Annotated in this window: 11 protein-coding genes and 1 tRNA gene; 8 read left to right on the forward strand and 4 right to left on the reverse strand. The window is 64.3% G+C overall.

What is annotated here, in order from left to right:
- Positions 1 to 31: 31 nt before the first annotated feature.
- From ACE3TH_RS02685 to ACE3TH_RS02705, 5 genes are all read left to right on the forward strand, one after another.
- Positions 32 to 640, forward strand: coding sequence for a phosphoribosyl-AMP cyclohydrolase (locus tag ACE3TH_RS02685; RefSeq protein WP_374597053.1), 609 nt, complete (start codon positions 32 to 34; stop codon positions 638 to 640).
- A gap of 120 nt (positions 641 to 760) precedes the next feature.
- On the forward strand, positions 761 to 1,414 hold the full coding sequence (locus tag ACE3TH_RS02690) for a DUF2490 domain-containing protein (protein ID WP_374597055.1): 654 nt from the start codon (positions 761 to 763) through the stop codon (positions 1,412 to 1,414).
- Positions 1,415 to 1,486: 72 nt separating this feature from the next.
- Positions 1,487 to 2,356 carry a LysR substrate-binding domain-containing protein gene (locus ACE3TH_RS02695; RefSeq protein WP_374597057.1) on the forward strand — a complete coding sequence of 290 codons (870 nt, stop codon included), beginning with the start codon at positions 1,487 to 1,489 and terminating at the stop codon, positions 2,354 to 2,356.
- Between the two features lie 202 nt (positions 2,357 to 2,558).
- The gene (locus ACE3TH_RS02700; protein WP_374597059.1) at positions 2,559 to 2,744 is read left to right on the forward strand and encodes a DUF465 domain-containing protein; all 186 of its coding nucleotides are present in this window, start codon (positions 2,559 to 2,561) and stop codon (positions 2,742 to 2,744) included.
- A gap of 165 nt (positions 2,745 to 2,909) precedes the next feature.
- Positions 2,910 to 3,896 (forward strand): TerC family protein, encoded by a 987-nt coding sequence (locus ACE3TH_RS02705; RefSeq protein ID WP_374597061.1) that lies wholly within the window; start codon positions 2,910 to 2,912, stop codon positions 3,894 to 3,896.
- A gap of 759 nt (positions 3,897 to 4,655) precedes the next feature.
- Here ACE3TH_RS02705 and ACE3TH_RS02710 read toward each other — a convergent pair.
- On the reverse strand, positions 4,656 to 5,519 hold the full coding sequence (locus tag ACE3TH_RS02710) for a family 16 glycosylhydrolase (protein WP_374597063.1): 864 nt from the start codon (positions 5,517 to 5,519) through the stop codon (positions 4,656 to 4,658).
- A gap of 111 nt (positions 5,520 to 5,630) precedes the next feature.
- On the opposite strand from ACE3TH_RS02710, the gene ACE3TH_RS02715 reads away from it, so the two are divergent.
- A complete protein-coding gene (locus tag ACE3TH_RS02715) occupies positions 5,631 to 8,102 on the forward strand; it encodes a glycoside hydrolase family 3 N-terminal domain-containing protein (protein WP_374597065.1) in 2,472 nt (823 codons plus the stop codon).
- Between the two features lie 9 nt (positions 8,103 to 8,111).
- Here ACE3TH_RS02715 and ACE3TH_RS02720 read toward each other — a convergent pair whose 3' ends face one another.
- Positions 8,112 to 9,149 (reverse strand): LacI family DNA-binding transcriptional regulator, encoded by a 1,038-nt coding sequence (locus ACE3TH_RS02720; protein ID WP_374597067.1) that lies wholly within the window; start codon positions 9,147 to 9,149, stop codon positions 8,112 to 8,114.
- Positions 9,150 to 9,323: 174 nt separating this feature from the next.
- Between ACE3TH_RS02720 and ACE3TH_RS02725 the strand changes: the two genes are divergently transcribed.
- Entirely contained in the window at positions 9,324 to 12,029 is a 2,706-nt protein-coding gene (locus ACE3TH_RS02725) for a TonB-dependent receptor (protein WP_374597069.1), read from the forward strand.
- A gap of 104 nt (positions 12,030 to 12,133) precedes the next feature.
- Entirely contained in the window at positions 12,134 to 13,375 is a 1,242-nt protein-coding gene (locus ACE3TH_RS02730) for an MFS transporter (RefSeq protein ID WP_374597071.1), read from the forward strand.
- Positions 13,376 to 14,086: 711 nt separating this feature from the next.
- On the opposite strand, the gene ACE3TH_RS02735 is transcribed toward ACE3TH_RS02730, so the two are convergent.
- Both ACE3TH_RS02735 and ACE3TH_RS02740 read right to left on the reverse strand, forming a co-directional pair.
- Complete coding sequence (locus tag ACE3TH_RS02735; protein ID WP_374597073.1) at positions 14,087 to 14,488, reverse strand: hypothetical protein; 402 nt, start codon at positions 14,486 to 14,488, stop codon at positions 14,087 to 14,089.
- Positions 14,489 to 14,800: 312 nt separating this feature from the next.
- Positions 14,801 to 14,877: transfer RNA gene (locus ACE3TH_RS02740), tRNA-Met, on the reverse strand.
- Positions 14,878 to 14,886: the final 9 nt, after the last annotated feature.

Here is a 14,886-nt window from a genome sequence, read left to right on the forward strand (position 1 = left end):
CCGCACGAGCGGTTCACGAAAGGACGTCACGATGCGCAAGATGCTGACCCTCACCACTGTCGCCACACTGCTGTTCGCTGGCCCCGCATTGGCCCTGCCGGATCGGGCCACGACGTCGGGCGCAAGCTATCCGGTCGCGAACCTGAGACCTGCCGCTGCCGCCGCGCCGATTACCGTTGCCGAGGTCGAGGCCGCGCAGCGCGCCTGGGGTGCGGCCCTTGTTTCCATCTCTCAGGAGTACAAGGCCAACGGTCAGGCCGCCGCCACGCGTCTGGCCGGGCAGGTTCTGGACGCCGCCTATGGCTATAATCTGGGGCCTGTCGCCTTCAAGCCGACCCTGGCGCATGGCGACACGACATTTCGCACCACCCGCGAGGCGGCACTGGCCTACTTCGTCGGAGGCAACTCAAACTTTGCAGAGGACACCGGCTTTGCCTTGAAGGGCTGGCAGTCTTACGAGATCGACAACGCCACTGTGGTGATCAACGGTACAACCGCCATCTCGACAGGCAATGTCATGCTGACGAATGACAAGGGCGATGTGACCACGGTCAACAAGACCTGGGGCTGGGTGCGTGATGCAGACGGGGCCCTGCGCATCGTCCTGCATCATTCTTCGCTGCCCTACGACCCGGACTAACGACCCAGGACCGGCCGCGCCGGAGTTGTGCGCGGCCGGATTCCTTGTTGCCTTTCAGAGAGAGGGATTTCGCCACCGTCGATGCGGTCGCGCCCTCTTCTGTCTTTTCAGGATTCTGTCATGCGTTGCTTCGGGACGGCCCTTGTTGCGGCCGGCGTCATGCTTGCGCTCGCCTCACCGGTCCTGGCACAGGACGAAGCGGGCGAGTTCTGGTTCAATCCCTCTTTCGCAACATCGCTGGACGACCGCACGTCTGTCGAGTTGGAAACGGCCCAGCGGCTGCGCACCGATCCACGCGACGACACCTATTTCGCCCGTCTGTGGCTGAAGCGCGAGGACAGCCGGGGCCGGGACTGGAATGTCGGTGTCGAGCACCGCTGGAACGGCCCGGACGAGCGCGAGGTGCGCCTGCTGCAGCAGGTCGGCTACGACTGGGGTCCGCTCGAATTCAGAACGCGACTGGAGCAGCGGTTCGTCAATGTCGACCCAGATACCGGCTGGCGGCTGCGGCAGAGAATGGGCACGACCGTGCCTCTCACCGAGGATGAAAACGGCTGGGCCCTGACGGGAGATGCGGAACTGTTTTTCACCCTTCGCAATACGGAGCCCGGCGGACAGACAGGTCTGACCGGTTTGCGCACCTTCGTCGGCTTCGAGCGCGGCTTTGGCCGGTATGACATCAGCCTGGGCTATCTGAGACAGCAGGATATCCGCGACGGCGCCGAGGACCGCGTCGGCCATGCGCCCTTCGTCGGTGTCACCGTCAATTTCTGACATCGCGCGTCGTGGACCGACCTCCTCGGTTCCTGCATGAGGGGTAGCGTTGCGATAACGGATCCTCATGCGATGACACAGCGTCTGGTCAATCTCGATATCGACCTTCTGCGCGCCTTCGTCACGGTCGTCGATACCGGCAGCTTCACACGCGCAGCCAGCCTTCTGGGCCGTTCACAACCCGCCGTCAGCCTGCAGCTTCGGCGTCTCGAAGACCAGCTGCGATCGCCGCTTCTGGACCGGACGGGACGCCAGATGACTGTGACGACCGAAGGCGCGACGCTGCTGCCACAAGCCCGCCGTCTGGTGCGGCTGAACGACGAAATCCTGTCCACGCTGGGTGATGGCGACCTGGAGGGCGAAGTAAGGTTTGGTGCCCCGGAAGACATCGCGACCATCCATTTGCCAGCCATTTTGGGAGCCTTTGCGCGCAACCATCCGCGCATCAAGCTCTCGGTCGTGTGCGACTACACCGCCAATCTGCTGGACCAGCTTTCACGCGGACTGATCGATCTGGCCCTGATCAAGCGCGAGCCCGTGGGACCCGAACTGGGCGTGAAGGTCTGGAGCGAGCCGTTGGTCTGGCTCGCCCTGGACCCGTCCGTGCTGGAGACCTCGCCGCTGCCCCTCATCGTGGCCCCGGCCCCGGACATCTATCGAAAGCGGGCCCTGGCGGCGTTGTCGGACGCCGGTATCGGTTTCAGACTTTCCTTCACCTCGCCCAGCCTGGCCGGTCAGATGGCGGCGTTGCGGGCCGGGCTCGGCGTCGGCGTCCTGCCGGCCGCGATGGCACCGCGCGACCTGACGGTGCTGCGGTCGGGTCTGCCTGATCTGGCCGACAGCGAAATCGCCCTGGTCTCGGCGCGCGGGGCGGGAGGGCCAACCGCTCTGCTGGCCCAGGAGGTCTTGCGTGCTCTCGAGCGCGGTCCGAGCGGACCATGACAGTCGATTATGGGCCGCATCACACTTTCTGATTGGTCCCAGCAGACCTGCGCGGGCATTGTTCTCAAGCAGTCCGGGCCCCTCTGACGATCATCGTGATCGTGATGTCGGTTTGCATCGGGTGCGCCCGATCCTGGGTCCGATCGCTGGCAACAGGCCTGTACGAGCTCCGGATCGCCGCCCCGTTCATAAACGGAGAGGCATGATGTCCAATGTTTTCGAGCGCCGCCTGCGCGGCATGCACGCCCTTCTGGAGAAGGCGTTGAAAGAGGAGCGGTCCCGTCCTCGACCGAGCGATCACGTGATCGCGACCCTCAAGAAGAAAAAGCTGTCGATCAAGGATCGACTTCTGTCGCTGGACCGGCGCATCGCGTCCGCACAGCGATGACGTCAATGGGCGGCGGCTATTCCCCTCAGCCGCCGCCCAGCCTGCGTCCTGAAACACGACGCACGGACTGGGCCGGCACATCCTGATCTCGGCTGGTGTCCGACCCGCTACAACATCCTCATTTCCCGCGTCCTTTCGCGGTCACCTTGGTAAGCGCAGCCCTTCATGGAATTTCTTGCTCAAGACGTCCTGACCAAGCCGGTCTGGATGTGGGCCTCCTTTCTGGCCCTCGTCGTCATTCTGCTCGTCCTCGACCTTGGCGTGCTCCACAAGAAGCACCGCGAGATCGGGGTGCGCGAAAGCCTTATGATGTCGCTGGGTTATCTGACCCTGGGCCTCGGGTTCGGCGGCTGGGTCTGGCACAGTCTGGGGGCTCAGTCGGGTATCGAATACCTGACCGGCTTTGTGGTCGAGAAATCGCTGGCGATGGACAATGTCTTCGTCATCGCCATGATCTTCGGCTACTTCGCCATCCCCCAGAAGTACCAGCACCGCGTGTTGTTCTGGGGGATTCTGGGCGTCATCGTGCTTCGCGCCGTCATGATCGCGGGCGGCGCAGCCCTCGTCTCCGAGTTCGGCTGGATCCTCTACATCTTCGCCGCCTTCCTGATCCTGACCGGGATCAAGATGATCGCCATGGCCGACAAGTCCCACGACCTGGCCGACAATCCTCTGCTGCGCCTGCTCAAGCGGCGGCTGCGGGTAACGGACGAGCTTCACGGCGAGCGCTTCTTCGTCAAACTGCCGGACCCGAAGACCGGCAAACTGGCCACCTTCGTGACGCCGGTCTTTCTGGCACTCGTCATGATCGAGATTGCCGACGTGATCTTCGCGGTCGATTCCGTCCCGGCCATCTTCGCCATCACGACCGACCCCTACATCATCTACACCTCCAACATCTTCGCCATCCTGGGCTTGCGCGCCCTGTACTTCGCGCTGGCGGCCATCATTCACCGCTTCGCCTATCTGAAGCAGGCTCTGGCCGTGCTGCTCATCTTCATCGGCTCCAAGATCTTCGTGGCCGACCTGATGGGGTGGGAAAAGTTTCCGGCCGCCATTTCGCTGAGTGTGACTTTCGCCATCCTGCTCGCCGGCGTTCTCTGGTCGCTGTGGAGAACGCGTCACCCAGTCAATCCGGAGAAACTCCCTTGACCCTCCTCTGACCTAACGACCCCCGTTGCTCGAACGGTCCCGGCGCTTTCGAAAAGAGGTCTACATATGCTCAGCGTCCTTAGACGCACGAGGTGGTGACCTCCCCATCTGGCATAGGCTGAAAAGCGAGCCAGGCGGCGCATATGAACTCCCGTCATTTTTGTCAGGGTGTCGGCATGTCCACACACACTCGAACGCCCTCAGAACTGATCAGACGCCGCGGCGTGCGTCATGCTCAGTTGATATTGGCTAGCCTAAGCATGGTAGCCTCTCCGGCAGCTGCCGATGGGCGGGCCGGACCAAACCCGCCCAGTCTCCGGGTTGATCCGACAGTGAGCGCCTCGCCCACGCTGCAAGACCACCCGACGAACACGACTCAGCGGCCCAGCTCTGCGACCTGCTTCCCCGACACCCAAATGCTTGCCTTGTTTGACCGGCTGGACCGCGACAGCGACGGTCGATTGACACGGACCGACATTCGCCGTCGTGAGGCTGGACGCGATCGGATCAGGGTGGTCGCGCCAGACCGGCACACGCGCCTTGACCTAGATGGCAATGGTATCGCGACCCGACAGGAGGTCGTCGCCGCGTCATCGTGCGCCAGTCTGATGCGGCAAGATCACATGCAGCCTGCAGATGAGGCACTTAGTAGCGCCCAAGCCCGTGTGAGGCCCGCAGATTAACGTCTGTAGCAGCACGGCTACCGTCGACGTGTCCTTGGGATCGCCATCTAGAAAAACGGGAGCTTTCTGATCGCGGCTACGGCCTTGGGCTGAAGACCCGCACGTAATCGACCTCCATCCGCTGCGGGAATGCCCGGTCGTCGATGCCTTCGGCCCCGCCCCAGTCGCCGCCGACGGCGATGTTCAGGATCATGTAGAAGGGGCTGTCGAACGGCCAGGTGGCGCGGTCGCCGCGGCCGTCGTTGGAAAAGCGATAATAGCCGACGTCGTCGATACCGAAGTTGATGCCCTCGGGCGTCCACAGCACCTGATAGCGGTGAAAGGCGTCGCAGGCGTCGCGCACGCGCTTGCGGCCACCGCGCTCGGTGCCCTGGGTATGGTTGTAGCGAGTCGTGTGGACCGTTCCGTGGACCTCGCCACGCTCATGGCCGACATGTTCCATGATGTCGATCTCGCCGCCTGCGGGCCATTCGGCCTCGGCGACCGGCAGCATCCAGATGGCAGGCCAGCTGCCGCGACCGCAGGGTATCTTGGCCTTCACCTCATAGAAGCCATATGTCCATTCGGCCTTGCCGCGCGTGATCAGCCGGGCGGAGGTATAGGCCTGACCCCCAGCATCGGCGACCTGTTCGGGAGTCAGGGTCTCGCGCCGGGCCTCGATGATCAGGTGGCCGTTCTCTACGCGGGCATTCTCGGGCCGATCGGCGGAATAGTACTGGCGCTCATTGTTGTACCAGCCCTCGCGGTTGCGATGGGTGTCATAGGACCAGCGGGTCGGATCGGGCGGGCCGTCGGTGTTGAACTCATCGTTCCAGACCAGTCGATAGCCGGTCAGGCTGCCGTCCTGCGTCAGTGGAGTGGATGCCGGCGCGGGCGCTTCCGCCGCGCCGATGCAGGCCAGGGCGGACAATGCCCTGAGCGTCGGTGCCACAACTCGCATCGCGTCCTCCCATGATCATTCTGCGACGACCTGAGCTCAGGCAATCGCGGTTTGACAACGTTGTCAACTCCCGACACCTTGCGGCAAAAGACGACCATAGGGACGGAACACATGATCAACCTCTCCTACAAGCGTGGTCTCGCCGCGGTCGCGGTGTCGCTGACGGCGCTGATGATGGCCTCAGGGCCGGCGATGGCTCAGACGCCCTCTGCCGTGGTCGATCTGACCGCCTGGCCCAGCGCCAGCAGCCCGGATGCGATGACCGATGCCGCAACCCTGGCCTTCGTCGAGGATCTGCTGGGCCGCATGACGGTCGAGGAAAAAGTCGGTCAGGTGATCCAGGCCGACATCGGCTCGATCACGCCGGCCGATCTGGCGACTTATCCCTTGGGGTCGATCCTGGCGGGCGGCAACTCCGCGCCCGGTGCCGACGAGCGGGCCCCGGCACAGGCCTGGGTCGAGCTGGCGAGAGCGTTCCGAACGGCGGCGGCCGAGCGACCAGGGGCGAAGGTGCCGCTGATGTTCGGCATCGATGCGGTGCATGGCCACAACAACGTCGTCGGCGCGACCCTGTTTCCGCACAACATCGGCCTTGGGGCGACACGCAATCCGGACCTGATCGAGCGGATCGGGGTGGCCACGGCGCTGGAGGTTGCGGCGACCGGCGCGGACTGGACCTTCGGGCCGACGGTGGCTGTGCCCCGCGACGACCGCTGGGGTAGGACCTACGAAGGCTATGGCGAGGATCCGGAAATCGTCGCGGCCTATGCCGGGCGGATGACGCGGGGTCTGCAGGGCGCACTGGGCGAAGGGCATCTGGCCCCCGGCCATATCGCGGGCTCGGCCAAACACTATCTGGCCGACGGCGGCACGCTGAACGGCAAGGATCAGGGCGACGCCGTCATCTCCGAACGCGAGCTGATCGACGTCCATGCGGCGGGCTATCCGCCCTCGATCGACGCCGGCATCCTGACCATCATGGCCAGTTTCTCCAGCTGGAACGGGGTCAAGCATACGGCCAATCATGACCTACTGACGGATGTGCTGCGCGGCCCCCTGGGCTTCGACGGCTTCGTGGTCGGCGACTGGAACGCCCACGGCCAGATCGAGGGCTGCACCAACGAAAGCTGTCCCGCCGCCTTCAACGCCGGGCTGGATATGTTCATGGCTCCCGACAGCTGGAAGCCGCTGTATGAAAACACCCTGGCCCAAGTGAAATCTGGCGAGATCACCATGGCCCGACTGGACGAAGCTGTGCGGCGCATCCTGACGGTCAAGGTCAAGACCGGCGTGTTCGAGGCCGAGCGACCAGTGGAGGGTCGGGTCGAGGTGCTGGGCTCGCCCGAGCACCGGGCCCTGGCGCGCGAGGCGGTGCGACAGTCGCTGGTGCTGCTCAAGAATAACGGCTCCGTCCTGCCGATCCGACCGGGCGCGCGCGTGCTGGTCGCAGGCAGCGCCGATGACATCGGCCAGGCGGCGGGCGGCTGGACCATCAACTGGCAGGGGACCGGCAATACCCGCGCCGACTTTCCTAATGGCCAGTCGATCTGGGAGGGATTGAAGGAGGCGGTCGAAGCCTCGGGTGGCACGGCCGAACTCAATGTGGCGGGCGCATTCGAGACGAAGCCTGATGTGGCCATCGTCGTCTTCGGCGAGGAGCCTTATGCCGAGTTCCAAGGCGACCTGTCCGATCTGGACTTTCGCCCGCGCGAGCCGCTGGCCCTGCTGCGTCGCTTGAAGACCGAGGGCATACCGACCGTGGCGGTCTTCCTGTCTGGTCGGCCCCTCTATGTGAACCCGGAGATCAATGCTTCGGACGCCTTCGTGGCCGCTTGGTTGCCGGGGTCGGAGGGCGGCGGCATCGCCGATGTGCTGGTCGCAAGCGCTGACGGCGCAGCCCGTCACGACTTCAGAGGCAGACTGTCATTCAGCTGGCCGCGCAGTCCAGATCAGGCGCCGCAGAACCGGGGCGGTCCGGACTCTGATCCCCAGTTCGCCTATGGCTTCGGCCTGACCTATGCGTCGGCGGTCGAGACGCCGACGTTGGCCGAGGTCGACGAGGGCTTGGAGGCGTCGTCCATGCGGTTCTTCGCCGACGGGCGGTTCGTGACGCCCTGGTCGCTCGTCGTGCGCGACGAAGGCGGTGAGGCGCGGATCGCGGATGGGGCACGGGGCGTCAGCCCGCGTTCGGTGGTGACCGTGGCACCGGTCGATGGTCAGGGCCAGGAGTCCGCCCGACTGCTCACATTCACCGGACCGGGACAGGCGATCGTGACCGGCCCGGCAATCGATCTGTCGGGGGCGGATTATGCGAATGTGGCCCTGACGTTCCGCTACCGGATTGATGCAGGCGATGCCTCGGCGCTCAGCCTCGGCCTGGGCAATGGCGTCGTGCGGTTCGACGGCGGTCAGGGCTGGCAGCAGGCGTCGGTGCCGTTGCGCTGTTTCGCGTCCGGTCAGGGCGGTCTGGCCGGCGTGGACCGGGCCTGGATCCTTTCGGCCAGGGCACCGGCGGCGGTGGCGGTCGAGGACATCCGTCTGGATGCGGCCACGTCGGACGCCTGTCCGGCCTCTGCAGACTAGGCGATTGGGTCAGGTCCGGGGCGCGGTGGAGCCCCGGATTTCCAACCCGAACGGCAGCAGGTGATCGGACGGGACGGCCTCACCTGTTCTGCTGACGGCGATCAGCAGTTCGGCGGCCTTGGCGGCCATCTCGGAGATGGGCTGGCGCACGCTGGTCAGGCCCGGAACGCTGAGACGGACGCCGGGCGTGTCGTCGAAACTGACCAGTGACAGGTCGGGCACGCGGAGGCCGTGGCGAGAGGCGACATGCAGGGTCGCCAGCGCCATTTCGTCGTTGCTGGCCAAGATGGCGGTCGGCGGCTCGGGCCGCGACAGCAGGGTCTCGGCGGCGGCGACACCGCTCTCGAAAGTGAAATCGCCCGGGGCAATCAGGTCATCATCGATCGCGATACCCGCGTGCGTCAGGGCATTGCGATAGCCGTCGTGTCGCTGGCCGCTGGCCTCGAAGCGCGGACTGCCGGCGATGAAGCCAATCCGACGATGTCCCAGGTCGATCAGGTGCCGCGTCGCCTCGGCTGCCGCCGCGCGGTCGTCCATGAAGACGCCGAAGCCGACACCCTCCCCCGGCACGCCCATCCGCACCACCGGCACATTGCGTCGCGTCAGCATCTCGACCAGGGCCAGGTTCTGGGAATGGGGCGGGGTCAGGATGACCCCGTCCGGCTGCAAGGCCGACAGGATGGCCACGACCTTGCGATCCAGATCCGGCGATCCCGCCTCGACCAGTTCGAACAGCATGCGATAGCCGTGCGCCTCGCACGTCAGCATCGCCCCGTGCAGCATCTGGTCGATCCAGTCGTTGCCGCGCCCGCTGCGCCAATTGTTGATCGTGTTCTGGCGGTCGTTCAACGCAACCAGCAGATAAGAGCGGCTGCCGCCCATGCGTCGCGCCGCCATGCTGGGGACATAGCCCAGATCATCGACCGCCTTCATCACTCGGTCCTGAAGATCCTTGGTGACGTTGGGCTCGCCATTCATTACGCGCGACACGGTCTTGACCGCGACGCCTGCGGCCGCCGCGACATGTCGGATGGTGACCTTCGTCATTGCACCTCCCCTTGAGCGACCCTGCTCCCGGAGCGAACGAGGTGCGTCATGCCCGTGTTGCACCAATCCCACCCTCAAACGCCAGTCGAAAAACGACCGTTGACAACGTTGTCAAACAATGGCGCATTAATGGCAAGCGGAATGACCAACAATCCGCATCGGGAGGATTATCGAATGCGCAACCGCAAGACGGCGCTGCTCTGTGGCGCGACCCTAGCCTTCATCCTCCCCGGCGTGGCGCTGGCGCAGACGCCGCCTGCGGACGCGCCGCCGCAGGACCCGGCCAACCAGGAGGCGGGCAGCCCCCAAGCTGACGACCCCGCGACGACGCTGGACGACGTCGTCGTGACCGTCGAACGGCGCGAGCAGAACCTGCAAGACTATGCCGGTACGGCCGTGGCGTTGAGCGGCGCGGACCTGAAGGCCGTCGGCGTTCAGGACATCACCGATCTGGAGGGGCGCGTGCCCGGCCTGTCGGTCGCCAACAATGGCGGCAATATCGAAATCTACATCCGCGGCGTGGGCTCCTCGAACAATACCGAGCTGGGCGATCCGGCCGCGGCCACCCACTATGACGGCGTCTACCTGCCCCGCCCGGCGGGCATTGGTTCGGCCTTCTTCGACATCCAGCGGGTCGAGGTGAACATCGGGCCTCAGGGCACGCTACGCGGTCGCAATGCGACGGCGGGCTCCGTCAACATCGTGACCTGGAAGCCAGGTCTGAACATCCTGGACGCCAGCGCCGAGTTCGAGCTCGGCAACTATCAGCAGCGCGTCTTCCAAGGCATGCTTAACCTGCCGGTCGGCGAGACGGCCGCCCTGCGCATTGCTGGCTATCACCTGGAGCACGACAGCTATTACACCGACGTCGGCCCGGCTCAGGTCGGTGTGGCCGAGGCCGAAAACAACAGCGCGGGTCGCATCCAGTTCCTGTGGGAGCCCGACAGCCGTTGGAGCATCCTGCTGGGGGCCGATTACATCCGCGAGACAGGCAGCGGCTACACCGGCACCAACTATGCCAACCCCCTGGGCGAGGGCATCGACCCGGACGATATCGAGGATCCGCGCCGGGTCGTCGCACGCGCCTTTACGCCGGAACTCGACACTCGCCACTGGGGGGCGCGCGCCCACGTCAACTATGACGGCGACCTGTTCGACATCGAATACACCGCCAGCTATCGCGACCTGGTCTATGACTACAAGGCGGTCACACCACTCTCGCCCTTCTATCCCGGCGTGCTGGAGAACCTGACGGGTCCGGGGGGACTGGAAGAGACGCTGGATAACTTCTCACAGTTCCAGTCGATCACCGACAGCCAGTCCAAGACGCATGAGCTGCGCTTCTACGACAACGAGGGGCCTTGGATCTGGAGCGTCGGGGCCTTCTATCTGGAGGAGGATCAGTATTCCTTCCTGGGCTCGACGGGTGACCGCGGGCTGTTCTTCCAGGGCGTCGAGTTCAACATGCCGGACGTCGATACCTCGTCCTATGCCCTCTATGCCGATACGACCTACAGCGTCACCGACCGGTTCCGCCTGACGGGTGGCCTTCGCTACACCGAGGACGAAAAGAGCCGTCGCGGCGTGGCGGCGCGGTATGGCTTCGCCATCGGTGGCGACAACTTCTCATGCTGCGGTGGCGTGCGTGTCGGTACCGAAGGCTTCGAATTCGCGGGGCGTGGGCGCAGCATCTTCAATCCAGACACCGACGGCAACGGCACCATCAGCGATCAGGAAATCCTGAACTTCTACTTCAACGGCGTCGCCCGCTTCGGCGCGCGCGACAACGTCCAGACCATCTTTGGCAACGGGCCCGTCCCTGGTGGGGCCCCCAATCGTCCGCCATGTCTTGATACCGTCACCGGCGACTTTTTCGTCTGCCCGCCCGACGGCACGGTCAGCTTCGCCGTGCCCTTCGCTGGCCAGATCTTCCAGCAGGTCGGCGAAAGCAAGATCGACTTCGTCGACTGGCGCCTGCGTGCCGAATACGATCTGTCGGACGACAACCTGCTGTACGGCTTGATCACGACCGGCAACAAGTCTGGCGGGTTCAACGACAACATCGGCAACGCCGGCCTGGCCCCGACCTATGGCCCTGAGACCGTCACCCTTTACGAGGTCGGGTCCAAGAACGAGTTCTACATCGGTGACTACAAGGCCCGTCTGAACGGCTCGCTGTTCTACAACGACTACAGCGATCAGGTTCTGACGTCGCTGCTGTCGGTGGCCCAGATCGTCGACTTCCTGGGCGGACCTCAGGAGGTGCCGGTGCCCGAGGACTCCTCGCTGGCCCTGGTCGTCTCCTATTCGTATAACGCTGCCAAATCCCGCATCTACGGCGCACAGTTCGAGGGCGGCATCGATCTGCCCTGGAACCTGGGCATCGATTTCAACCTGCTGTACCTCAAGGCTGAAGTCACCGAGGCCGAGGAAATTCAGGACTTCCGCTTCCAGGCCGACGTCGCACCCAACGAGGCGGTGTTCCGCTCGATCGAAGGCAAGACCCTGCCGCGCACGCCGGAATGGCAGTTCAACATCAACCTGACCCAGGCCTTCCCGACCGAGCGTATGGGCCAGTTCGACTATGTGATCTCCAGCGGCTACCGCTCGTCGATGTTCACGACCATCTTCAATGGTCAGGACTATCTGCAGCCGGACAATCCGCGCCGACGTCTGGACGACAAAGTCGACGGCTACTGGACCTTCGATGTCGGCTTCGGCTGGACCCCGCCCGGCGACGGACGGGTCAGGCTGGAAGGCTTCGTCAACAATCTGACGGATGAGCAGAACGAGGCCGCCATCATCATCACCCAGTTCGACAACACGCGCTTCTTCACGCGCCCCCGGACCTTTGGCGCACGCCTCCGCGTCCAGTACTGATCCGCTGCCTTCCTGAGCGGCCCTCTGGCGGCGTCTCCCGAGCGGGAGGCGCCGCTTCTTTTGTGCGGTGACATCGGCAGGGGGAACAGCCAAGGTCGCGGCGCATGCCCCGCGATACGCCTCAAACCACTACGCCGCTGCCTGCGGTGCGACCGGGCTTCGTCGCGGCCTATATGGCGGCACAGGTCGGTGCCTATATCGCCTTCATTCCCCTGCTGACGATCCTTCTGCCGCTGAAGGCCGCGGCGATCGATCCCGCCGGCCGGGCGGAGGTGCTCAGCCAGGCGGCACTCTGGGGGGCCATGACGGCCGGTCTGGCTGGCGTCGTGGCCGGCATCATCGGCGACCGCACCCGCCACTGGCCCGGCGGCCGGTCGCTGTGGCTGATCGGCGGCCTGATCGGGACCGTCTTCAGCTACGCCCTGTTTCACCAGGCGACGACTGCGCCATCCCTGATCGCGGCGATCATCGTCTTGCAGATCAGCCTGAACTTCATGCTCAACCCCTTGGCTGCGACCTTGCCCGAGCGTGTGCCCGCGCACCAGCGCGGCATGGTCGCCGGCTTCACCGGCCTGGCCTATCCGCTGTCCAATCTTTTCGGTGCCGTGGTGATCGGACTTTGGCTGATCGCCGAGACAGACAGGTTTATCGCCGTCGTGGCGGTGACGGTTGCGATGGTTCTGCCCTTCATCACAGCGACAATTCGCACGACCTCTCACAACGCAGGGCGCATCGATCGGAGTCTATCCCTTTCGGCCCTGGCCGATCGGGACTTCCTGCTGGCTTTCGCCTCGCGTCTGCTCGTCCAGACGGCCGTGGCCATGAATGTGCTGTATCTGCTGTTCTTCGTGGACCAGGAGACGAATGTCGCGCGCGTCCTGCCGTCGGTTCGCATCGAAGTGGTAGCCGGGGGCCTGCTCATCGTTTCCACCGCTCTCGCCGTCGTTGCGGGCCTGGTTGGCGGACGACTATCCGACAGGATCGGAAAACGGCGACGCATCGTGTTTGCCGGCGCTGCGCTTCTGGCGGCGGGCGCGCTTCTGATGGCCATAGTCCCGCAATGGCCGGGGCCGTTTGTCGCCCAGGCTGCCTTCGGGATCGGCGTCGGTCTGTATGGGATCACCGAAGCGGTTCTGGCCGCTGAGGTATTACCCAGCACAAAGGACGCCGGGCGCGACCTGGGCCTGCTGAACGTGGCCTCCACTGGCGCACAGATGCTGGCACCGTCGCTGGCGCTGGCGACCTTAAGCTGGGTTGGCGAGGATTTGCAGCTTGTCTATCTGGCGGGGTCGGCGCTTGCTATTATGGGTGGTTCGCTTGTCCTGGCACTGAGGCGCGTGCCTTGAACGGCAGTGTTCTACTCAATCAAATAGTCTGCCACGCCCCCGCCCAAACTCTGCTCAGCGTAGAAAGACTGTCGTAGAACTGCACGCCCGCCACCCGCTTTCCTCTGTAATCCTAGATACTTACATTGCCGTCACAAGGCCCACGAGAAAGGCCGAACCCGGTCATTGCCCACCACCCGCCAGTTCGGCCTCTGCCCCACGTGACAGCTCCGCCGGCAACCCGTCCAGATACCGCGTCAGCCCCTCACCTTACTGGCGCAGCCTCGCGGCCAGCATGGTCAGGCTCAGCACCGGCTCGGCGGCCCAGCCTTGGCGGCGGACGGTGTCGGCCTGGGCGCGGCCCTGTGCACCTCAGTCGCGTGCGGGAGTGACCAGAGCCACGGGTTCAGACGGTGTCAGCGCCTCCAGTGTCGGCTAGGCGACCAGCGTTTGACGCCAGCAACCTACGCGCCTGCCAGCTTGTACTCGGCCACGGAAAGCTGGAGCGCACGGTCATATATCGCGGCATCGCAGTGGACGACGTGCTGGAGATCTCGGAGCAGATCGACCTTTGACCGGGCTCGGGCCGGCCCACCGCAAGGCGGACCGCTCCGATGTCTTGGAGGGGTGGAAGGCGGACACTCGCGAGGCTGCGGTTCCGCTCGTTAAAGCGCTCGGGCAATGGGTGGAAAAGGACACTGGCCTATGGCTGGTTGCCTTAGGAGGACACCGTTATCGGCCTTGTCCAACTAATGGGGAACAGGTCGGATCAACCACGTTTTGATCCAAAACTCGATATCCACCGAAATCATCCCGGACAATGCGAAGGGCTTGCTGAGCAGCATAACGGCCGCCGTTCTGCGCTCGATCGTAAAAACAGGCGATTACGCCATCCTTAGTCGTCCGCAGTATCTTGAGGCCGATTTTCCAGTCTCCAGGCCGCTCCAAATAGGCGGTTTCTTCGGAGACCGTCAGTGCGGAGAAGGACCAGTCAGCAGGGCGTCGCCAACCCTCCACCCGAAGTGGGCCGGTCGAGTTTCTGAAGGACGTCATGTCGAGGCCCTGAAGTATGTCAGCGGCTGAGGGATTGGCTTGCAGCGATGCGATGACCGTCAGTGTGGCGAGAAGGGACAAATCCTGGTCTCCGGACCGCGTTCAATGCGGCATTCGATTATCGGCAAACGAACCAAGGCAAACAAGGTCCGCTTCGGGGCAGGAGCTGCCCTCTGGCTTGCGGGCGCGAGCCGGACATTGATCCGAAGCGTGTCCTTCTAGTGGGCGTAATCATGCTACCCACAGCATATAGGATGGCTCCCGCTAACCGAGGGCCAGCGACGATGGCAGTCACGATAGCCAAAATCCAGAGCCACCACGCTGAAGCTATGTCACGGCATCCAGACCAGCAAAAAGCCCCGCTGGTGGTCCATGCGGGGCTTTGAGGATGTTTGGGTGCGGGAGCAGGATTTGAACCTGCGACCTTCAGGTTATGAGCCTGACGAGCTACCGGGCTGCTCCATCCCGCGGCAAACGGT

The sequence above is a fragment of the Brevundimonas sp. genome (assembly GCF_041919755.1).
Taxonomy (GTDB): Bacteria; Pseudomonadota; Alphaproteobacteria; order Caulobacterales; family Caulobacteraceae; genus Brevundimonas.